This window comes from Halomicrobium zhouii (assembly GCF_900114435.1).
Taxonomy (GTDB): Archaea; Halobacteriota; Halobacteria; order Halobacteriales; family Haloarculaceae; genus Halomicrobium; species Halomicrobium zhouii.
The window spans coordinates 836,410-858,066 of the sequence record NZ_FOZK01000001.1; the positions used below are offsets into that span (position 1 = coordinate 836,410).

Below are 21,657 nucleotides of genomic sequence, written 5' to 3' on the forward strand. Positions count from 1 at the left end.
TCGCGGTTACAGCCGGCGACCCCGAGTCGATGGACGGTCTAGAGACACGATTCACCTGCGAGTGTTCGGCCTGGGTATAAAAAAGCGCGCGTCACGGTTTCCGGCCCGGAAACTGTGCGAGGCTGGTTTTCTTGTACGGGTGTTTCAGTCAGGACGCAATGACGACGCGACCCCCAGCACTCCGTAGTATCGCCCTCCCACCGGTCCGGACGCGCCCGCCGGGGGTGATCGTATGAAGCGCGCTGCCACCCTCGCACTCGCCGCGCTCGTCCTCGCGAGTGCCGTGACGGTCGGCGCGGGTTCCGCGGCCGCAGCGGGTGCGGCGTTCATCAGCGTCGACGTCGAGGCGACGCCGGACCCGGCCCCGCCGGGGAGCGAGGTCACCGTCTCGACCACCGTCGAGAGCATGCACGACGACGGCCAGCCCTACAAGCTCCAGCGGGTGGAGCTCCAGGAGACCAGGAACGGCAGCGACGATGCGGTGGACAGCGAGAACCCCTCGCAGTTCGTCCAGGGCGGCGATTCGGTCACCGTGAACCTCACCGAGGAGTTCGACCAGACCGGTGAGTTCGACCGCTACGTCCACCTCCGGTTCGTCTCCAGCACCGGCGACGTGGTCGAGATGGTGCGGCCCGTGACCGTCTCTATCGGCCAGTCTCACCCGGCGACGTCGCTGTCGGCCGGGCAGGCCAGCGCCACCGGGAAGACCGACCTCTCGCTGACGGTGGCGAACGGCCTGCCCAAGGAGGTCCGCGGCGTCACGGTCGAACTCGCGAGCGACGACGTCACGCTCCTGGAAGAGCGCCACGTCGTCTCGTCGCTCCAGCCCGGGAACGAGGCCGTTGTCGACGTCCCCGTCCGGAACGTCTCGACCGGGACCAAGACCGTCGAGGCGGAGCTGACCTACCTGACCGCCGACGGCGAGTCCCGTAGCGTGACCCAGACCCTCTCGGCCACCGTCGAGGACCAGGGCCAGCCGGCCGAGATCGACGTCACCGGCAAGCACGTGACGCAGGAAGGCGACCAGGTTGTCGTCCGCGGCAGCGCGAGTAACGTCGGCTCGACCAACGCCTCCAGCGTGAAGGTGGCCGTCCAGGGCGGCGACCGCGTCGCGCCGGCCCAGAACCAGGCGTCGTTCTTCGTCGGCGAGGTCGCCGCGAGCGACTACTCCTCCTTCGAGGTCCACGGCCGCCTCACCGAGGAGACCAACGAGACCGTCACCATCCCGCTCCAGCTCAGCTACACCGTCGACGGCGACCAGGTGACGCGGACCATCGACGTCGAGTACACGCCGCGGACGACGCCGGACCAGTCGACCCAGCGCAACTCCGGCCTGCTCGTGCCCGCGCTCGGCGGCCTCGTCGTCGTGGCCGTCGTCGGTGGCCTCGGCTGGCGGCGGTTCCGGTAGGTGGTCACGATGGCTGTGATCAGCGCCGCGAACGCGGTCAAGGAGTACGAGTCCGGGTCGAAGACGCTCCGGGCCCTCAAGGGCGTCGACGTGTCGGTCGACCCCGGCGAGTTCGTCGCCGTCGTCGGCCCCAGCGGGAGCGGCAAGTCCACGCTGTTGAACCTGCTGGGGATGCTCGACGTCCCCACCGAAGGGGCCGTGACGGTGGCCGGCGAGCGGCTCTCCGAGCTGTCGAAGCGCGAGCGGACGAACCTCCGGCGTGACACCGTCGGCTTCGTCTTCCAGAGCTTCTTCCTGATACCGACGCTAACGGCTCGCGACAACGTCACCGTCCCGGGGCTCGTCCACGGCGACCGCTCGGCCCTCCAGGACAGGGCAGAGACCCTGCTCGAACGCGTCGGGCTGGGCGACCGGCTGAACCACTACCCCAACGAACTGTCGGGCGGCCAGAAACAGCGCGTCGCCGTCGCCCGCTCGCTCGTCAACGAGCCCGACATCCTGCTGGCCGACGAGCCGACCGGCAACCTCGACCAGGACACCAGCGACCAGGTGCTCGACGTGTTCGGCCGCATCGCCGCCGAAGACGACGTGGCCATCGCCACGGTGACCCACGACCCGCAGGTCACCGAGTACGCAGACCGGGTCGTCGAACTCGTCAACGGGAGGATCGAGTCGTGATCGACAACTGGCTCGGGCGGCGGTTCCCGATGCTTGCGTTCGCCCGGAACAACCTCTCCCGAGCGCGCGCCCGGACGGCCCTCGCGATGGCCGGCATCACCATCGGCGTCCTCGCCATCGCGTCGCTGGGCATGGGCGGCGTCGCCTTCCAGCAGTCGATCCTGCAGGGTGCCGACACCGTCACCCAGAGCGTCTGGCTGACGCCCGGCGAGGACGCGGACTTTGCGGCCTTCGAGGAGCGACACCTCGAGGAAGTCCGGCAGTACGTGGACCATCCCGTGTACACGATGCAACAGGAGAGCGCCGGCGTCGAGGCGAAGAAGGCCAGTACCGGGGCGACGATATACGGGTTCTCGCACCCGGGCGAGTTCGCGACGGCGGACACCGGGCAGATTCCGGACAACTGGCGCTCCGGCGCGCTGGTCGGGCCCGATCTGGCGGACAGCCTCGACGTTCAGACGGGCGACAGCGTCGTCGTCGACGGCGAACGGCACCGGATCCTCGCCGTCCTCGAACCCACCCCGCAGTCGTCGTTCGTCCGGACAGACAACGCCGTCCTGTTGCCACCGTCCCAGTTCGACCGGTCGACCTACGACCTCCTGATGGTCCGGACGGACAGCCCGAACGAGGCCTTCGAGACCTCGGAGGATCTGGATGGGTCGCTCAATCCGGGACGCGACGAACGCTACGAGGTCAACGACGCCGAACAGCTGATCGACCAGTTCAACCAGCAGATGGCCACGATCAACACGTTCCTGCTCGCTATCGGTGGCATCTCGCTGGTGGTCGCCTCGGTCAGCATCTTCAACGTGATGTTGATGTCGGCCATCGAGCGCAAGGAGGAGATCGGCGTCCTCCGCGCGGTCGGGTACCACCGCCTCGACGTCCTGCGACTGATGCTCGCCGAGGCGATCTTGCTGGGGCTCGGCGGCGCGTTCGTCGGGGTCGTCCTCAGCGTCCTGCTGGGGATGGCCATCAACGCCGAACTGCTGTCGGACCCACTGGCCTTCACCACCGAGGCCCTCCAGTACGCGGTCATGGGCTTCGTCTTCGGGACGCTGGCGAGCTTCCTCAGCGGGCTCTACCCCGCCTGGAAGGCCGCCAACGCCCGCCCAGTCGAGGCGCTCCGGGACTGAACCCCCTTCCCGCTGACGCACCTTCCCCCGCTGACGCTCTCCCACCGACGCCCCGCTGACGCCTCTTCCCTCCGTATACGCCCCCGCTCCGGTACGCGTGGTCGCTGCGGTCTGTTCCGGTCCGATCGCGCCCGCCACGGGCCGTCGCCCATCGTCGAACCGACATCGTAATCCGGGACGTTTCCGAACCTGTCCCCTGACAGGCATGCTCGTCGGACCCGTTCGCGCGTTCTTCGAGGCCGAACGCCAGCGCCCGCGCTGGCGCGGGCTGGCGGTCGTCGCGGCCATCGCCTGCACGCCGCTCGTGGCGAACCTGGTGCTCTCGGCGCGGATGCCCCGGGGCGACCAGCCGGTCGTCGCGCTGGCGACGGGCGCCGGCGTCGTGGAGGCGCCGGCGCTCGCGGTGGCCAGCGTCGTCCTCGGCTTCGCGACGCCTTTCTTCTTCTGGCTGCTGTACACCGGTATCGCCTACGGGATAACCGCCCGCTTCGGCGGCGAGGGGTCCTACACCCGCTACGCCACGCTGTTCGCCTGGGGGCTGGCTCCAGGGCTGGCCGTCCAGCTGTTCTGGTTGAGCGCGCTGGTCGCCAACGCGACCACCAGGGCGCCGCCTGCGGCCCCATCGGGGAACGCCGCGTGGATCGAGGCCGTCCAGTCCGGCCCGGCGATGGCGGCCGTCGACGTGCTCTACCCCGTCGCCGCGGTGGTCGCGTTCGGGCTATGGGTCCTCGCCACTGCGGTCGGCCGCGGCGTTACGACGCGGCAGGCGGCGCTGGCCGTCCTCCCGGCGCTCGCCATCGAGTTGACGACGTACTACCTGTTCGTCCTCGGCTGATCGTGGCGGTTAAGTCGGCACCGTTCGACTGACAGGCCGATGACGGTTCGGCTCCGTTCCCTGTTCGTCCGCCCCGGCGACGCGTTCGCGGAGGTGCCCGACCGCCCGTCGCTCCTGACGCCAGGCCTCGTCGTCTTCGCGCTCGGCGTCGTCGTGGCCGTCCAGTCGGTGCCGCTGATGGCTCTCGCGCTCGGCGACGCCTCCGCTCACTCGCTCCAGTTCGCGACCGGCGACGGACTCCTGGCGGTCCAGAGTGCCGCGCCGTTCAACCTCGCGGTGAACGTCGGTGCCGCGTTCGCGCCGTGGCTCGCCCTGGCCGCGGTCACCCACGCCGGCGCCCGACTGGCCGGCGGGACGGGCACCCCCCGCCAGACGCTGGCCGCCGTCGCCTGGTGTGGGGTCCCCTGGCTGTTCGTCTACGGCGCCAGCGTGGTCATCGCGGCCGCCATCGCCGCGACGACGGACGCCACGCTCGCGGCCGCGCTCGGCGGTCACTCGCTCGCGTTCGTCGAGGGCCGGCCGCCCGCGTACTTCGACGGCAGCGGCGTCCTCGACGTCCGTGCGTGGCTGTTCGTCGCCGGCCTCGCGCTGTCGGCGCGGATCTGGGCCCGGGCCGTCACCTCGGCCCACGGCCCCCGGCTGACCCGCGGTGCGAACGTACTCGCCGCCGTCGTGGTCGCCCTCGCGGTGCTGACGGTACTTCTCTGAGCCGGGCAGGTAGCCAGTGTCGTCCGCTCGCGAGCCCCGTCAGTCGCCGGCTTGCCCGACCGAGCCCTGTACCTCGTCGACCAGTCCGGCGATGGCCCGGCGCTTGAGGACGAGGAAGCCGGCGAAGACGACGAGGAAGCCGACGACGGTCAGCGCCGTTATCTCCTCGTCGAGGACGAGGACGCCGACGACGGTGGCGACGACTGGGACGAGGTAGGCGACCAGCGACGTCTCCAGGGCGCCGCGGACCTCCAGCAACGTGAAGTAGATGAAGAAGGCGATGGCGGTGGCGAACACGCCGAGGTAGGCGACCGCCGCGCCCGCGCTCGGACTCGTCGGGAGCGCGAACGGCTCGCCGAGGGCGAGACTGGTCACGTGCAGGATGATTGCGCCCAGCAGCATCGACCACCCGGAGAGCGCGGCGTTGCCCAGCGTCGGCTTCGCGCGCTGGACGAGGACGCCACCGAGCGCGACGCTCGCGACCTGGAGGAACACGAGGACGCGGCCGACGACGTCGCTCCCGAGCAGGTTCGACGGGTCCGGCCTGACGATGAGACCGACGCCCAGAAAGCCCAGCAGGATGCCGACCGCGCCGGTCGCCGAGACGCGCTCCTCGGGCAGGAGTCCGAGCGCCCAGAGAGAGGTGACGATGGGGACCAGACTCTGCATGATGGCCGCCACGCCGCTGGGGACGGTCTGCTGGCCGACGAAGAGGAAGGCGTTCCCCGCGACGAGGAAGAGGCCGCCGCCCAGGATGGCACCGAGGTTGGCCGCGCCCACCGGTCGCCAGTCCGTCGTCCGGGCGAGGGCGTAGCCGAGCAGGAGGACCGCGGCGACGTCGTAGCGGTAGGCCGCGAACAGCACTGGCTCTAGCGACTCCAGGCCGACGGCTATTGCCAGGAAGGACAGTCCCCAGAGCGTGGCGAGAACAGCGAACAGCCCGACTGTCGTGAACCGTTCGTCCACGGATCAGGTGGCGGGCGGAAGACGGTTATCCCTCTCGATTCGGTCCACAGAAGCGCCGCTCAGTCGACCGTGTGGTGGTACGGCTTCCGGGCGACGGTCTCGCGCAGATCCGCAAGCGAGTCGCGACCGGTCTTGCTGGCGGCGCCCATCAGCGCCATCACTTCCTGCCGAGAGACCGAGACGCCGGCCTCCGTCAGCGCGTCTTCCGGCCGCGAGCGGAGTTCGCGGAGCGTGCCGACGCCGAGCAGGTACGGCACCGACCACGCCGAGACGGTGTTGCCGTGGGCCAGCGGCATCGCCTCCAGGTAGGCCTGGGCGTCGTCGAGGAAGGTCGAGGCGTGGGACGCGGTCCGGTGAACGACGCGGGCGGCGGGTTTCCGGTTGTCCGGGTCGACGATCGCGTCCTGATCGATCCCCTCGTCGGCGAGCCACTCGGCGGGGAGGTAGACGTTGTTCTCCTCGGTGTAGTCGTCGTAGACGTCCTTCGAGACGTTGACCAGTTGCAGGAGGAGGCCGAACTCCTCGGCGGTCTCCCGGAGCGTCCGGGCGCGCTCCCGGGATATCTCCCCGCGCGTGAGCAGGTTCGTGATGAGGGTGCCGACGGTGCCGGCGGCGTAGTAACAGTACTCTTCGAGCTCGGAGCGGTCGTCGATGCGGAGCCCGCCGACGTCGGCGTGGCGGTCGACGAACATGGCCATCCCGTCGACCATCTCCCGGACCGGCGGGATCACGGCGTCGTGGACCGGCTGGGGCTGGTCGGCGAAGGTCGCCCAGATGGTGGGTGACTCGGCGACGACCGCCCAGTCGTCGTTACGCTCCTCGGGCGCTGGCAGCCACTCGTCGACGTCCGACCGGAACTCGGTCATCGTCACGTCGTCGTCCGGGTCGAGCGCGGCGTCGTACGTCCGTAGCAGTCGAACCTGTGCGTCCGGCGGAATGTGCCCGGCGTCCTCGACGGTGTCGGCGACGCGACAGAGGAGATACCCCAGGCAGACGTGCGACGACATCGGCTCTTCCAGGACGTCGACGGTCAGAGCGAACGTGCGCGACACGCCCTGGACCGCGTCGTGACACCACTCGAGATCCGGTTCGACGGGTGATACGGACGTCATCCTCTGGTCACCGTTTGAGTCCCTCGCTACTAATGTAATGTGGTCGGTGACGGGTCTCGGCCGCGACGGACGGGGGCGTACGGACTGCCCGGTCGGTCTCGCCGGAGCGTCGGTCCGCATATCGGTGTGTCATCTCGGTTTCTGGTCTAGTACATGGGCTGGTGACGCTTCCGCGTTCCGGATCGGTCAGCCGGCGCAGGCGGACGGAACGCGGGCCGCTTCGCCGGTTTCCGGTCGCCATCGTCAGTCGTCAGTCGTCTGTCGACACGGCCTCGATGCCGTGGTCGTCGACGTCGACGGCCGGTTCGGTGAGGTCGCCGTCGCGCCAGGTGCCGCGGCGATACCAGGCGTAGGCGATGGCCGCGCCGGCGACGTTGGAGAGGGCGAACGACAGCCAGATGCCGGTCTCGCCGATCTCGCCCGCGGCTACCCACGCGATGGGGAACCTGACGACGCCGAGCATCAGCACCGAGATGGCCGCTGCGGTGAGCGTCTTGCCGGCCCCGCGGAAGCTCCCGGTGTAGGCCCGCGTGATCCCGATGAACCCGAACGTCAGCGCGACGTAGCGCAGGAACTGGGTGGCGACGCCGACCACCGCAGGGTCCGTCGTGAAGACGGCGGCGATGGGGGCAGCGAGGAACCAGACGACGACGCCGGCCGCGGTGAGGATGCCGAACAGCAGCTTCGCGGCCAGCCCCGCCGCCTCCGCGGCCCGATCCGGTTTGTCGGCCCCGATGTTCTGGCCGGTCATCGTCTCGACGCCGCGAGCGACGGCGATAGCCGGCAGGACGATCACCGAGAACACGCGCGTTCCGATGCCGTAGGCCGCGACGACGGTGTCCGGGAACAGGGCGACGATGAACAACAGGAGGTTCATCGACAGCGCCCGACCGGTGCCCTCGACGGAGGCGGGCAGACCGATCCTGACGAGGCGGCGCAGGTACGTCGTGTCGGGCGCCATGTCCCTGAGGTGGATCTCGACGCCGTGTGTCCCGCGGAACATGATGACGAGGCCGACGACGAGGGCGAGCGCGCGCGAGAAGACCGTCGCGTAGGCGGCGCCCTCGATGCCGAGTTCGGGAAACACCCACCAGCCGAAGATGAGGAACGGGTCGAGGACGATGTTCAACACGACGGAGCCGAACATCACGAGCATCGGCGTGATGGTGTCGCCGTAGCCGCGCATCAGCGCGACGAAGACGGCGAACCCGAACATGAACAGCAGTCCCAGCGAGATGACTTCCATGTAACCGGTCGCCATCGGCAGGACGTCCCGCGAGGCACCCATCACCGCGAGGAACGCTTCGACGAGGAAGTAGCCGGTAACCCCGAGGAGAACCGACGCGACGACGGCGAAGGTCATCGTCTGGGAGGCGGCGTACTCGGCCTCGCGTTCCTCGCCCGCACCCGTGTACTGGGCGACCAGCACGCTCCCGGCGACGGAGATGCCCATCCCCAGCGAGATGAGCAGGAACACCATCGGGAACGCGAAGCTGATCGCCGCCAGCGCGTCCGTGCTGTACTGGCCGAGCCAGAACGTGTCCGCGAGGTTGTAGGCGGTCTGGAAGAGGTTCGTGACCACGATGGGCATCGAGAGGAAGAACAGGGGCTTGCCGATGCTCCCGGACGTGAGGTCGAACTCCTCGGGCCCCCTGAACAGGGCTCCGATGCGACTGCGGACTCCCATCAGCGACCGCCCTCCGTCGGTTCGGCGCAGTGACGCGACTCGGAAACCGCGCCAGTCGGCCGGTTCGCGGCCGTCGTTCCGCTATCGGGCGCACGGGAGCCGTCGTCGCGACTCGACGGGGGAGGGCACGTCGCATCCGGCATATCGGCAGGGAGAGTGTCGTCCATGTCGGTCGATGAGAAACTTACTGACTAGTTAGTCAAAAGCCCTTCGGAAGGTGGCAGCGATGGGGTCTGATGGACTGAATGCGCGACCAGAGGGAGTATGACAGAGTCTAGGGGCAGTCGGGGTACCTGACGGGCGGGTCACAACTGTTTTCCCGACGGGGACGAACGTACTACCAATGTCCGACCCGCCGGAACGGTCCGCCTCGGATCCCGACGAGGAGATCATGGGCGCGACCTACCGGGCGCTTCGCGAGCACGGCTACGCCGACCTCACGATCAAACAGATCGCCGACGAGTACGGGAAGTCGACCGCCGCGGTGCACTACCACTACGACACGAAGGAGGAACTGCTCGCGGCGTTTCTCGACTTCATCCTCGACCAGTTCGTCCAGACCATCCACGAGGTGGAGACGACCAACCCGGAACGGCGCCTGGAGTTACTGCTCGACCAGCTCCTGCTCGCCCCGGAGGACCACTACGACCTGTCGATCGCGCTCCTGGAGATGCGGAGCCAGGCGCCGTACGAAGCGGCCTTCGCCGAGCGGTTCCGGCAGAACGACGAGTACGTCCGGTACATGCTCCGGACGGTGATCGACGACGGGATCGGGGCGGGCGTGTTCGTCGACGTCGACGCCGAGCACGCGGCGTCGGCGCTCATGACCATCGTCGACGGCGCCCGGACGCGCGCGGTCGTCCTGGACGACCTCGACGCGCTCGAGACTGCGCGACGCGCGGCCGACGAATACGTGGACGCCGTCCTCCGCGAGGACACGTGACCGGGCGCTCGGCGCCAGGAGGCCGGTCAGCGGCACGCTCCCGGGGACGAAGTCACCGGGCTGCGACTGTCCTCGCCCGGCGGAGACCGACGACGCCGACGGGACAGACCGTGGCCGATATCGCCGGACTCATCTATCCGGTCCGTGGAGTGATCCCTACCGAAATGACGACCGTCCGCTCGTCCGTGCTCTCCACCGCGTTGCCATCCCGGTCTCCGTCGACGCGACGCGCCTGTACTGGCGAGCCACTCGTCGACCACACCCCACGGCGGACGGTGGGACGATGACAGGGGCGGCGCCACTGGTCCTGTCGCTCTCGTTCGAGACGATCGTCGCCACGCTCGCCGGGGGGTTCGAGGCGCTCGTCGAGTCGGCGACCGGCTGGCCCGGCGTGGGTATCGTCTTCGTCTACTCGTTCCTCATCGCCTTCGTCCTGCCCGGCCCGAGCGAGATCGTGCTCGCGGCGCCGCTGGATCTCGGCCTGTCGCAGACGGGCCGCCTCGGCGTGATCATGCTCGTCAGTGCGACCGGCAAGGCCGCCGGCAGCGTCCTCGCGTTCCACGTCGGCCAGGAGGTCAAGCAGGCCGGCCCGGTCGTCCGCTGGCTCCGCCGGTCGCGGTGGGACGTCATGGAGTGGTCTGAGAACCAGTCCGTCCAGCTCGCACAGCAGTACGGCTACGCCGGCCTCGCTGGCGCACTCTGTGTCCCGTTCTTCCCGGACACCATCTCGATATACGCCTTCGCCGTCCTCGAACGGGACTACGTCCGCTTCGCCGCCGCGACGTTCGTCGGGAGTCTCGGCCGGCTCGTCGTCACCATCGGCCTGATCGGCGGCGCGGTCACGATTTTCTGACCCGAACTGCAGTCATCGCTCCCGGTATCGAGCCGGCCACTTCGCCAGCGACCGGCGATAGAGACCCACGCCCGCGAGCGCGAGGACGACGCCGCCGGCGCCCAGCGCGGCGAGCAGCCCCGTGGAGACTGGCGCGAGGGCGAAGCCGACGACGAGGATGGGAACGAGGGGCAGGACCATCGCGAGTCCGAACACCGCGAACAGCCCGGTGTCGAAGAGGAACTCGTTGGGCGAGAGCCCGGTGAGGTAGACCGTCGTCCCGAAGATGTAGCAGGCGACGCCGACGAGCAGCACGGCGCCGACCAGCGCTTCGAGCACCGGCGTTCCGCGCCAGGCGAGCGCGACGGCGTAGAAGGCGAGGCCGACGAGCGGGCCGAGCAGGAGGAACGCCCGGAACTTCGCGGCGAAGACGTCCGCGACCGACAGCGGGTGCGCGAGATACGAGTCGACGTCGTCGGACTGGGTGAGCCAGTTGTACGTCGTGAACCCGGAGAGGCCGAGGATAGCGCCGACGGAGACCCCGACCGAGGGTGAGACGCCCGTTATCTGACCGGCCAGGTCGACCAGGCTGACGGTGACGCCGAGGAGCACGGCCGCCGAGAACAGCACCTTGCCGAACCCGCCGGAACTGCGGTGGACGTCAAGCAGCGTCTTGGTAGCGACGGGGTCGCCGACGCGGTCGCGCCACCGGCGGAACGCGGGGTCGACGCTGCGGGCCGCCGGGCGCGCGCTCGCGTCGAAGGTGAACGCGCCGACCAGGAAGACCACCCCCACGAGGGCGAGCGACGCCCCGACTCGCGGCAGCGTCGCGTCGAGAAAGACGCCGTACGGCGTGTAGGCGACCACGTCGAGGTTCCCGGCCACGGCGACGCCGACCGCCGCGCCGAGCGCGACGAGGAGCGTCCAGCCCGGCACCCCCCGCCGAGTGATCCCCAGTGCGGCGATGGTCGCGCCCATGCCGAGGACGAACGTCAGCGTGAGCGTGGCCCAGAGCCCGAGCGCGGTGCCGGCCGCGGGGAGCAGGGCCGCGAGTCCGCCCCCGCCGGCGACGCCACTGCCCCCACTGGCGACTGCGACCGCGGCGGCCGTCCCGAGCCCCATCGGGAGCAGGAACAGGATGGCGTAGTAGACCAGGTCCTTGACGACGAAGATACCGAGCAGCCGGTCCTGGGAGAGCGGGAGCGTCCGGGCGGTAAAGACCAGCAGCGTCAGGTCGCCCAGCAGGTTCCGGAGCGCGTCGCGGCCGACGAAGCCGATCGAGCCGGTGTGGAGGCCGAAGACGAACGCGAGCGCGTGGAGGCCGGCGAAGACGGTCCCCGGCCCGGTCCCCGTGGTGACGAGCAGCCACGCCGCACCCGCGGTGAGGGCGGCGATCAGGACGGGAAAGAGGGCGAAGTGACCGCCGCGGAAGAGGTGGCTGTGCATGCGCCACTCTTCGCGGAGCATCTCGACGAAGACCCGGCGGGTCCGCCCGTCAGTCATCCGCGGCGACACCCCCCTCGACGGTCGCGTCGACGCGGTCGAGGAACACGTCCAGCAGCGTCTCCTCGGCCGACAGCTCCGCTGGGCGCACGTCCGCGACGAGGCCGCCGCCGTGGACGACGCCGACGCGGGAACACAGTTCGGCGGCCACGTCGACGTCGTGGGTCGTGATGATGATCGTGTTGCCGGCCTCGCGGTACTCGCGCAGGAAGCGCTTGACGCGCTCCTGAACGATGGGGTCGAGGTTGGCCAGCGGCTCGTCGATGAACACGACCGCCGGCTCGTGGAAGAACGCGCCGGCGATCATCACCTTCTGTTGCTGGCCCCGGGAGAGGTCCGTCGCCATGGTGTCGAGCTTCTCGGCGAACCCGAGGCGCTCGGCCCACGTGTCGGTCCGCTCGTCGACCGCCTCGTCGTCGAGTCCTCTGACTGCGCCGACGAAGTCGAAGTACTCCCGCGGCGTCATGAAACTCGGCGGCGACTCCTTCTCGGGGAGGACGCCGACCAGTTCCCGGACCGCCGTGGGTTCGGTGACCGGGTCGACGCCGAGCACCCTGACGCGACCGCTATCCGGCACTATCTGGCCGGTGAGCACCTCCATCGTGGTGGTCTTGCCCGCCCCGTTCGGTCCGAGGAGGCCGAACAGTTCCCCCTCGGCGACGGTGAGCGAGAGCTCCTCGACCGCGGTCACGTCTCCGTACGCCCTGGTGAGGTCGTCGATCTGTATGGCTGGCACGGGATTCTACCGACCATCGTTGCTCGGGTGGGATAAGTGATGGTGCTGGTTGACAGCTAATTGAATGGTAAGTTTCAGGTGCCGAGGGTCGCAACCGTCCTGGCAGAGAAACGATGTCGTGCCCTCAGACTGGTAGTTCGGTCGACCTTACTGAACGATCAGTCGAATCCGGGAGGAGTCGCCGATGGTAGCCATCGCCGTCGACGGATTGACGAGAACGTTCGGCGACGTGACGGCGGTTGACGACCTCTCGTTCACCGTCGAGGACGGGGAGATATTCGGCCTGCTCGGCCCGAACGGTGCGGGCAAGTCGACGCTCATCAACGTGCTCGTCACGCTCCTCCGGCCGACCGCCGGGACCGCGACCGTCGACGGCCACGACGTCGAATCGGAGACGGCCGCTGTCCGCGACAGCCTCGGCATCGTCTTCCAGGAGCCGGCGCTCGACGAGGAGCTGACCGGCGCGGAGAACCTGGCGTTCCACGCACGGCTGTACGGGATGGACCGCCGCGAGCGGACAGAGCGGATCGACGAGATACTCGACCTCGTCGGCCTCGCCGACGAACGCGACGACCCCGTCGGGACGTACTCCGGCGGAATGAAGCGCCGCCTGGAGATCGGTCGCGGCCTCCTCCACGAGCCCGCGGTGCTCTTCCTCGACGAGCCGACGGTCGGGCTGGATGCGCGGACACGCCGGGACACCTGGGAGTACATCCAGCGGATGAACCGCGAGGCAGGGGTGACCATCGTGCTGACCACCCACTACATCGAGGAGGCCGAACACCTCTGCGACCGCGTCGCGGTCGTCGACGACGGGGAGATCGCCGCCATCGACACCCCGGCCGCCCTCACGGCGTCGCTCGGCGGCGACGTCGTGACCCTCGCCGTCGAGGGGCCGACTGGAGCCCTCACCGACCGGCTCGACGACCAGTCGTGGGTCACCGAATACACCAGGACCGACGAGGGCGTCACCGTCACGGTCGAACGCGGCGAGGCGCGTATCGCCGACCTGGTCCGCCTGGCCGACGACGCCGGCGTCACCATCACGTCGGTCGACCTGCGCCGCCCGAACCTCGAAACCGTCTTCCTCTCCCTGACCGGTGCGACCATCGAGGAACGCGAGGCCGGCGACGCCGAACGCCCGGTTGCGACGGAGGCCGAGCGATGAACCTCGTCGACCCGCTCGGTGTCTACGCGCTCTGGCGCCGCGACGTCACGCGATTCCTCCGGGCGCCCTCGCGAATCATCGGCTCCATCGCGATGCCGCTGCTCTTCCTCGTCTTCCTGGCGTTCGGCTTCAGCGGCGCGGCGATCCCCGGGCTCCCCGAGGGCGTCGACTACCTCCAGTTCCTGGTTCCGGGGATGATCGGGTTCACGATGCTGTTCGGGGCTTCCTTCGCCGGCCTCTCCATCCTCTCGGACCAGGAGGTCGGCTTCCTCAAGGAGATCCTCGTCGCCCCGATCAGCCGCACCTCCATCGTCCTGGGCCGCATCGCCGGCGGGTCCACGACGGCGCTCGTCCAGGCCGTCCTGATCCTCCTGCTCTCCATCCCGCTGGGGTTCCGGCCGGTGAGTCTCCTCTCGCTCCCGCTGGCGTTCGTCTTCCTCGTCCTGATCGCGGTGACGTTCGTGGGATTCGGCGTCGCCCTGGCCTCCCAGTTCAGCGACAGCGAGGGGTTCAACCTCGTCGTCCAGTTCGTCATCTTCCCGATCTTTTTCCTCTCGGGAGCGATCTACCCGATTTCGAGCCTCCCCGGCCCGGTCCAGTTTCTCGCGCTTCTCAATCCCCTGACCTACGGCGTCGACGGGCTCAGGGCGGTGCTGGTCGGGACCTCCGCGTATCCGTTCGCGGTGGATCTGGGGGCGCTCCTCTTTTCGTCGGTCGTCATGGTCGCCGCCGGAACCTACCTCTTCGGGCGAGTCGAGGCGGTGTGAACAGTGTAGATGGAATAGAGAGTAGTCGTCCCAGCAATTCTACTCTCTGTTTACGGTAATCGGGTAGTAGAAGTCGTTCGAGTGTGGCTCACCGATTGCCTCTGAGATACTGAACCCCCATTCGTATTCACCGGGTGAAGCATCGGAGGCAGCAGAGACTGGGAGAGTAATCTCAACATTGGAACAATTCTCCCACCCCCAGACAGGCGGTGAAGAATCCAATGCTTGATCGGGTGCAGGAGAGACCATATCTTCATCAAAACTTAGTTCAATAGCGTCTGTATCATGCACTAAGTGTCCGAATAGTTGGAATCTGGTGATACCATCTATCTGAATGTCGATTTCAGTCGAAGTTCCGGGAGAAAGGGTCAGAATCTCTGCTGTGACACTCGGAGACCAGCTATCTTCATTGGAACACGTTGATCGTTCGGACGAGTTCTCACTCACGCAACCTGCTGTCATCCCTATAGACGTAGTCGATAGGATTTCAAGATAGCGACGACGTTTCATATACTCTTATTCTGATCCCAACGGTAACTCACTGACGAACGAACAAATGGACCTTTGATGAATAAGCATGCTCCCAGACGGTCGTTCCGGGTCCAATGCTTTCATAGCGAAGTCGAGGGAGGCAGTGAGTGGGTTTTTCACGGATCCAAAGTCGTTTTCTCACCGGCCGTCGATGCCGACGCCCTCGGCGATGAGTTCGTGCGAGCGGATCCGGGCCTCCGGGTCCTCGATGAGGTTCTGGACGACCACCTCGTCGGCGCCGACCTGGGCGGTCATCTCCTCCAGTAGCGTCCCCACGGTCTCGGGACTGCCGGAGATGGCGCGGGGCCACTCACTGGGAGCCAGCGAGGTCGACGTCGGCTCCGGGACGCCGCCGATCTCGTCGACGGCTTCCTCGACGGTCGGGGGCGGGCCGAAGGCACCACGGGCCATGCGCTGGTAGGCCGCCTCGGAGGAGGCGCGGAGGCGCGCGGCCTCGTGGTCGGTCTCGGCGCAGGCGACGTTGGCCGCGAGCATGCTGTGGGGTTCATCCAGGCCCTCGTCGAACTCGGAGGGCTGGAAGCGCTCGCGGTAGGTGTCGAGGGCCGTCGCGGCGACGGTCGGGCGGATGAACGCCGCGAAGGCGTAGGGGAGGCCGAGGTCGGCGGCGATCTTCGCACTCGACGGGCTGGAGCCGAGTACCCACACCTCGGGGACGCCGTCGGCCGACCGGGGGATCCGGATGTCGGCGTAGGGGTGGTCGTCGGGGTAGGCGTCGTAGACGTGCCGCGCTGTTTCCTCTATCTTCGCGGCGTGGTCGTCGCCCGCGGACTGTCGAGGACCGCCGGAGCCCAGCGCGCGGTCGACCGCGGGCATCCCGGTCGCCCGGCCCAGGCCGAGGTCGACGCGGCCAGGGGCGAGCGCGTCGAGCGAGGCGAACGTCTCGGCCACCTTGAAGGGACTGTAGTGGTTCAGGAGCACCGTCCCCGACCCGACGCGGATGTCGTCGGTCTTCGCCGCGAGGTGGGCGATCAGCACCTCGGGCGTCGCGCTCGCGATGGCGTCCGAGACGCCGTGGTGTTCGGCAACCCAGAACCGCGAGTAGCCGAGGCGTTCGGCGGCCTGTGCGAGTTCCACGGTGTCCTCGTAGGCCTCGGTCGCCGTCTCTCCGCTCCGGACGGGGGCGATGTCGACGATAGAGAGGTCCATCTGGCTACGAGAGACAAACGGGTCACGTCGAATCAACCCTCCGCTCGGCGCCCGTCGACTGCGCCGCCGTTCGGCGCCCGTGCGGGCTAGTCCCCCTGCCCGGGGAGGCGCACCACCGAGAGCCAGAACTCCTGGAACGACCGCATCACGTCGACGAACTCGTCGGGGTCGACTGGTTTGGTCAGGTAGGCGTTGGCCTGTAGCTCGTAGGACCGCCGGACGTCCTCGTCGGCCTGCGAACTCGTCAGGACGACGACGGGGAGCGACTGGAGGGTCTCGTCGTCGCGAATCGCCGCGAGCACCTCGTCGCCGTCCATCCGCGGGAGGTTCAGGTCCAGGAGGACGACGTCGGGCCGGGGCGCGTCGCCGTACTCGCCGCGCCGGTTGAGAAAGTCCAGCGCGTCGACGCCGTCGGTCACGACGTGGAGCGTGTTGTGGAAGCGGCCGGCGTCGAGGGCCTCCTGGGTGAGGCGAACGTCGCCGGGGTTGTCCTCGACGAGCAGGATGTCCGACGGACCGCTCGCCGCGCGTCCGTCACGCATCGCGCTCACCTGCTGCCGGGAGGGTGAACGTGAACGTCGCCCCCTCGCCGGGTTCGGAGTCGACCCAGATGTCGCCCCCGTGGCGCTCGACGATGCGTTCACACAGCGCCAGGCCGATGCCCGTCCCCGAGTGGTCGTCGGGCGCGTGGAGGCGCTGGAACACCTCGAAGACCCGGTCGGCGTCGGCAGGGTCGATGCCGATCCCCTGGTCGGTGACCGAGATCTCCCACCAGTCGCCGTCGGACTCGGGCCACTCGTCCGACGAGCCCTCGCTCGGGTCGCTCGCGCGGACGCCGCGCCGCTGGGCGCTCAGGCGGATCTCGGGCGGGGCGTCGCCGCTGTACTCGATGGCGTTGTCCAGCAGGTTCTGGAACACCTGGCGCAACTGTCCCCCGTCGCCCTCGACGACGGGCAAGTCCTCGGCGTCGACGTCGGCGTCGGTCTCGTCGATGCGCACCTGCAGGTCGTCGCGAACGTCGGCGAGGACCGCGTTCAGGTCCACCGGGCCGAACGGGTCACCGCGCGTGTCGACCCGGGAGTACTGAAGCAGTCCTTCGATCATGTCGCGCATGCGGTCGGCGCCGTCGACGGCGTACTCGATGAACTCCCGCCCGTCGTCGTCGAGTTCGTCGGCGTAGCGCTGTTCGATCAGGCGCAGGTAGCTCGACACCATCCGCAACGGCTCCTGGAGGTCGTGGGAGGCGGCGTAGGCGAACTGTTCGAGGCGTTCGTTGGACGCCTCCAGGCGGTCGACGAGTTCTTCGAGGCGCTGCTCGCGCTCGACCTGTTCGGTGACGTCCTGGACCACCAACATCCCGGCGAACACCTCGTCGTCGGCGTTCGTGACGGGGAGCGTGTGCGCCAGCAGGTGACGGTCGTGGAACTCGGCCTCGAAGGAGTTCGACTCGCCGTCGAGGGCTGACTCGAAGTACGGTTCGACAGTCTCGACGAGGTGGTCCGGGTACACGTCCGAGACAGTGCTTCCGACTCGGTCTTCTTTGCCGACTCCCGCCGCGTCGAGCAACTGGCCCCCGACGGCGGTGTACTCCAGGTCTTCGTCGAACAGGCCCACGGCGCCGTCCGGGAAGTTCTCCACGAGGGTGCGGTGCCGGCGCTCGGACTCTTCGAGCCGGCGCCGCTGTGCCAGGCGCTCGGAGATGTCCCGGACGACGCCGACGTGATTCCGCTCGCCGTCGCTCGTCTCGAACGTGGTGAACGTCGCCTCCGCCGGGACCGCTTCGTCGCCGGCCGTCTGGATGGTCGCCTCCATCGTCGGGTTGTCACCCCGTTCCATCGCCGCTTCCAGTTCGCGTGACTGTTCGATGGCCGCCTCGTCGACCACGAGCGAGGAGTGGGCGCCGACGAGTTCCTCCCGGTCGTAGCCGGTCAACTCCGCGTAGGCGTCGTTGACCATCGTGAAGTAGCCGTCGTCGTCTTTCACGTAGATACCGTCGTTGACCGTCTCGACGATGGTTTCGTACTTCGTCAGTTCCCGTTCCCGTCGCTTCTGGTCGGTGACGTCCTGGGACATGCCCAGCGCCGCGAAGATGTCGCCCGCGGCGTCGCGGACGGGGACGACCTGGAACTGGAAGACGCGCTCGCCGACGTCGGCCTCGAACTCGCCGCGTTCGCCACGGATTGCGGCCTCGTAGTACGGAACGAGTTCGTCGGCCAGTTCGTCGGGCAGGGCGTCGCCGACGTACTCGCCTTCCACCTGGTCGATGGTTCGGTCGACGACGTCGGTGGGGCTCCCGCCGACGGTCTGGTAGCGAAGGTCCTCGTCGACGAGCGCGACCACCCCGTTCGGGAAGTTCTCGACGAGCGCGCGGTAGCGGCGTTCGGACTCCTCGAGTTCCCGTTCGCGCTCCTTGCGCTCGGTGACGTCCCGGAAGTACGTCGAGAGCCCCGACTCCGACGGATAGACGTTGAACTCCAGCCACACGTCGGAGACGGGGACGTACTCCTCGAAGGTGATCGGCTCCTGGGTGTCCATCGCCGTCCGGAACCGCTCACCCAGCGCGCCGTCCCGGCCGCCCGGGATCTGGTCCCAGGCGACCTGTCCGAGCAACTCGTCGGGCGAGTGGCCGACGATCTCGGCGGCCCGCTCGTTGACGTGCGTGAACCGCCACTCGTCGTCGAGGGCGTAGAACGCGTCCGAGATTCGCTCGAATATCTCGCCGAGTTCGGTCTCCAGCTCCGACTTCTGGCGCTCGAGCTGTCGCTGCTGGGTTTTCAGCTCCGTGATGTCCTCGCCGGCGAGGACGACCCGTTCGACCACCCCGTCGTCGTCGAACAGCGGCGCGGCGTTTATCCGGTAGTGGGTCCGGTCGCCGTCGGGCGACTCCATGACGATTTCCTCGTCGAACACCGCCGCCTCCTGTTCGATGGCGCGCGCCGACGGCGTCTCCTCGGGGCCGAGCGGGTCGCCGTCGACGTCGTATATCTGCCACTCTCCCTCGTCGACCGGCTGTTCGCGGAACTCCTGCTCTGTGAGCCCCATCTCCGCCTGGACGTGTTCGTTGGTTCGCAACGTCTCGCGGTCGGCGTTCTGGACGGCGATGCCCACCGGGACGGTCCGCAACAGCTGCTCGGTCTGGTCGCGCTCGCGCCGCAGCTGTCGTTCGCGTTCCTTCTGGTCGGTCACGTCCTCGACGGTGACCACGACCCGGTCGTCGCCCGCGACTTCCCCGTCGCCGCCGTCCCCGAGCGGCGCGGCGTTGACCGAGAGCCACCGCCGTCCGAGCGACGGCAGGTCGATCTGACACTCGAACCCGGTGACCGGTTCCCCGGCCTCGAGCGCTCGCTTCCACGGCCGCTCGGCGACCGGTATCGGGTCGCCGTCGGCGTCGTACAGGTCCCACGCGTCGACGTTCGCGTCCATCAGCTCGTCTTCGTCGAGTCCCAACCGGTCCAGCGTCTGCTCGTTGGCCCGGACGAACTGGCCGTCGGCTTCCACCAGGGAGATACTCAGCGGGACCGTCTCCAGGATCTGTTCGGTCAGGTCGCGTTCCCGGCGCAGTTGCTGTTCGTACTCTCGCTGTTCAGTCCTGTCACGGGTGACCTTCGTGAAGCCGACGAGGTCGCCGTCGTCGTCGCGGATGGCCGTGACGACGACGTCCGCCCAGAACCGCGTCCCGTCCGCACGGACGCGCCACCCCTCGTCCTCGACCCGTCCCCGTTCGGCGGCGGTTTCGAGGTTGGCCTCGGGGACGCCCGCCGCGACGTCCTCGTCAGTGTAGAACGTCGAGAAGTGCTCACCGACGATCTCGTCGGCGGCGTACCCCTTGATGCGTTCGGCGCCGTCGTTCCAGCTCGCGACGGTGCCGTCAGCTTCGAGCGTGAAGATGGCGTAATCCTCGACCGCGCGCACGAACGCCCCGAACTCCGCCAGCGTCGACCGACGACTGGTCGCCAGGTCCGCGTCGGCCGGCCGCCACCAAACCCGCAGGCCATCGCCGACCTGTCGCGTCCGAACGGCGCCGTCGTCGGCGAGCGCTCGCAGCCGTCGTTCCGCGGCCTGTTCGCTACACTCCAGCGTGCTGGCGACGTCCCCCGTCGTGAGCGGTGTGTGTGGCTCAGCCAGCCCCGAAAAGACGCCGAGGGCGTCCTCCCGCGTGACGTCCGGCGCCGAGCCCGATGGTCCCATGGTTCCAGGAGAGGGCATCCGCCAATAAACGCCTGGCGAAAGGACAGTTCCCGACGCACCCGCCCCGTCGCGGCGGGACGTAACCGATTGGCGTCGAGCTGGTCGGCACGTCCTCTCAATCGCGATATAAGATGGATTCATGTTGGTGGACGAGAGACGGATACGTAATGTCAATGTCCGATTCCCCTGCCGTCGGCATCGTCGGTCTCGGCGGGATGGGCACCCAGCACGCCAGCAACCTCACTGCACTCGGCGCCGACGTGGTCGGCGGCTCGGACGTCGTCACCGAGGCCCGCGACGAGTTCGCCGCCGCCTTCGACGCGGTGACCTTCGACGACCACGAGGCGATGTACGACGAACTCGACCTGGACGCCGTCGTCATCACGACGCCCAACGCCTTCCACGAACCGGCCGCGACGGCCGCCCTCGAACGCGACGTCCACGTCCTCTGTGAGAAGCCACTGGCCGACTCGCTCCCCGACGCCGAGCGAATCGTCGCCGCGGACGAGGCCTCCGACGCCTTCTGCATGGTCGGGTTCAGCAACCGCTTCGCCGCCGCGCCGTCGCTGTTCAGGGCCTACCAGGCCGACGGCGAGTTCGGCGACGTCGAGGCCGTCGAGGGCGCGTTCGTCCGCCGCCGCGGCATCCCCGGCCTCGACTCGTGGTTCACGAACCGCGACCTCTCGGGTGGCGGCGCGCTCATCGACATCGGCGTCCACGCCATCGACTACGCGCTCTACCTGGCTGGCTTCCCCGACGTCGTCGAGGTCTCCGGCGTCACCCGGGACACGTTCATCAGCGGCGACGCGTACGTCGACCCCGACGACTTCGCCGGCGGCTGGGACGCCACCGAAGGCGAGCGCGACGTCGAGGACTCGGCGACCCTCCTGTTGCGCTGTGCCGACGACACCACCATCTCGCTGGAGGTCGCGTGGGCCACGAACCGCGAACCCGACCACGAGTTCCACGTCCGCGGCACCGAGGGCGGTGCTCGCCTCGCCATCGGCGGCGACGAACTCCAGGTGCTGGGCTCGGACGACCGCGCCCTCGACCACCACCGGGACACGACGCTCTCGGGCGACCCGGACCGGGACCGGTACGTGGAGGAGGCCGCCACGTTCCTCGACGGCGTCCGCGCGGGTGAGCGTCCCGCCATCAACCACGTCGAGGAGGGCCTGCTGGTCCAGCGCGTCATCGACGCCGTCTACGAGTCCAGCGAGCGCGGGACGTCGGTTCGGCTGGACGACGCCGAGGGTGTGAGCGAGGACGAGCGGGCCGCGAAGCTGGAGTGA

Annotated in this window: 18 protein-coding genes; 10 read left to right on the plus strand and 8 right to left on the minus strand. The window is 68.6% G+C overall.

Annotated features, from left to right (window positions below):
- The first annotated feature begins 232 nt into the window (after window positions 1-232).
- The 5 genes from BM337_RS03920 (at window position 233) to BM337_RS03940 (ending at window position 4,765) form a co-directional block, all read left to right on the plus strand.
- Window positions 233-1,408, plus strand: a complete 1,176-nt coding sequence (locus BM337_RS03920) for a COG1361 family protein (RefSeq protein WP_089814094.1) — start codon at window positions 233-235, stop codon at window positions 1,406-1,408.
- Window positions 1,409-1,417: 9 nt separating this feature from the next.
- Window positions 1,418-2,086, plus strand: a complete 669-nt coding sequence (locus BM337_RS03925; protein WP_089815558.1) for an ABC transporter ATP-binding protein — start codon at window positions 1,418-1,420, stop codon at window positions 2,084-2,086.
- Window positions 2,083-3,222: an ABC transporter permease gene (locus tag BM337_RS03930; protein WP_089814095.1), complete on the plus strand. Its 1,140-nt coding sequence runs from the start codon at window positions 2,083-2,085 to the stop codon at window positions 3,220-3,222. Before BM337_RS03925 ends, BM337_RS03930 begins: the two co-directional genes overlap by 4 nt.
- Window positions 3,223-3,427: 205 nt before the next feature.
- Window positions 3,428-4,057, plus strand: coding sequence for a YIP1 family protein (locus tag BM337_RS03935; protein ID WP_089814098.1), 630 nt, complete (start codon window positions 3,428-3,430; stop codon window positions 4,055-4,057).
- 39 nt (window positions 4,058-4,096) lie between these two features.
- Complete coding sequence (locus BM337_RS03940; protein WP_089814100.1) at window positions 4,097-4,765, plus strand: YIP1 family protein; 669 nt, start codon at window positions 4,097-4,099, stop codon at window positions 4,763-4,765.
- Between the two features lie 39 nt (window positions 4,766-4,804).
- Here BM337_RS03940 and BM337_RS03945 read toward each other — a convergent pair whose 3' ends face one another.
- From BM337_RS03945 to BM337_RS03955, 3 genes are all read right to left on the minus strand, one after another.
- Entirely contained in the window at window positions 4,805-5,731 is a 927-nt protein-coding gene (locus BM337_RS03945; protein ID WP_089814102.1) for a DMT family transporter, read from the minus strand.
- A 59-nt stretch (window positions 5,732-5,790) separates the two neighbouring features.
- Complete coding sequence (locus BM337_RS03950) at window positions 5,791-6,843, minus strand: phytoene/squalene synthase family protein (protein ID WP_089814104.1); 1,053 nt, start codon at window positions 6,841-6,843, stop codon at window positions 5,791-5,793.
- A gap of 250 nt (window positions 6,844-7,093) precedes the next feature.
- On the minus strand, window positions 7,094-8,530 hold the full coding sequence (locus BM337_RS03955; protein WP_089814106.1) for an MATE family efflux transporter: 1,437 nt from the start codon (window positions 8,528-8,530) through the stop codon (window positions 7,094-7,096).
- 343 nt (window positions 8,531-8,873) lie between these two features.
- Between BM337_RS03955 and BM337_RS03960 the strand changes: the two genes are divergently transcribed.
- Window positions 8,874-9,473, plus strand: coding sequence for a TetR/AcrR family transcriptional regulator (locus BM337_RS03960; RefSeq protein ID WP_089814108.1), 600 nt, complete (start codon window positions 8,874-8,876; stop codon window positions 9,471-9,473).
- Between the two features lie 283 nt (window positions 9,474-9,756).
- Entirely contained in the window at window positions 9,757-10,326 is a 570-nt protein-coding gene (locus BM337_RS03965; protein WP_089814110.1) for a YqaA family protein, read from the plus strand.
- A gap of 12 nt (window positions 10,327-10,338) precedes the next feature.
- On the opposite strand, the gene BM337_RS03970 is transcribed toward BM337_RS03965, so the two are convergent.
- On the minus strand, window positions 10,339-11,808 hold the full coding sequence (locus BM337_RS03970; protein WP_089814112.1) for a hypothetical protein: 1,470 nt from the start codon (window positions 11,806-11,808) through the stop codon (window positions 10,339-10,341).
- Window positions 11,801-12,544 carry an ABC transporter ATP-binding protein gene (locus BM337_RS03975; RefSeq protein WP_089814114.1) on the minus strand — a complete coding sequence of 248 codons (744 nt, stop codon included), beginning with the start codon at window positions 12,542-12,544 and terminating at the stop codon, window positions 11,801-11,803. Before BM337_RS03975 ends, BM337_RS03970 begins: the two co-directional genes overlap by 8 nt.
- Before the next feature lie 184 nt (window positions 12,545-12,728).
- Here BM337_RS03975 and BM337_RS03980 point away from each other — a divergent pair, with 184 nt between their 5' ends.
- Entirely contained in the window at window positions 12,729-13,712 is a 984-nt protein-coding gene (locus BM337_RS03980) for an ABC transporter ATP-binding protein (RefSeq protein ID WP_089814116.1), read from the plus strand.
- Complete coding sequence (locus BM337_RS03985; protein WP_089814118.1) at window positions 13,709-14,479, plus strand: ABC transporter permease; 771 nt, start codon at window positions 13,709-13,711, stop codon at window positions 14,477-14,479. Before BM337_RS03980 ends, BM337_RS03985 begins: the two co-directional genes overlap by 4 nt.
- A gap of 669 nt (window positions 14,480-15,148) precedes the next feature.
- Here BM337_RS03985 and BM337_RS03990 read toward each other — a convergent pair.
- From BM337_RS03990 to BM337_RS04000, 3 genes are all read right to left on the minus strand, one after another.
- Window positions 15,149-16,177, minus strand: a complete 1,029-nt coding sequence (locus tag BM337_RS03990; RefSeq protein ID WP_089814120.1) for an LLM class flavin-dependent oxidoreductase — start codon at window positions 16,175-16,177, stop codon at window positions 15,149-15,151.
- Between the two features lie 86 nt (window positions 16,178-16,263).
- The gene (locus tag BM337_RS03995; protein WP_089814122.1) at window positions 16,264-16,719 is read right to left on the minus strand and encodes a response regulator; all 456 of its coding nucleotides are present in this window, start codon (window positions 16,717-16,719) and stop codon (window positions 16,264-16,266) included.
- The gene (locus BM337_RS04000) at window positions 16,712-20,365 is read right to left on the minus strand and encodes a PAS domain-containing sensor histidine kinase (protein WP_089814123.1); all 3,654 of its coding nucleotides are present in this window, start codon (window positions 20,363-20,365) and stop codon (window positions 16,712-16,714) included. The genes BM337_RS03995 and BM337_RS04000 overlap by 8 nt, the downstream gene beginning before the upstream one ends.
- 167 nt (window positions 20,366-20,532) lie before the next feature.
- On the opposite strand from BM337_RS04000, the gene BM337_RS04005 reads away from it, so the two are divergent.
- Window positions 20,533-21,657 carry a Gfo/Idh/MocA family protein gene (locus BM337_RS04005; RefSeq protein ID WP_218155508.1) on the plus strand — a complete coding sequence of 375 codons (1,125 nt, stop codon included), beginning with the start codon at window positions 20,533-20,535 and terminating at the stop codon, window positions 21,655-21,657.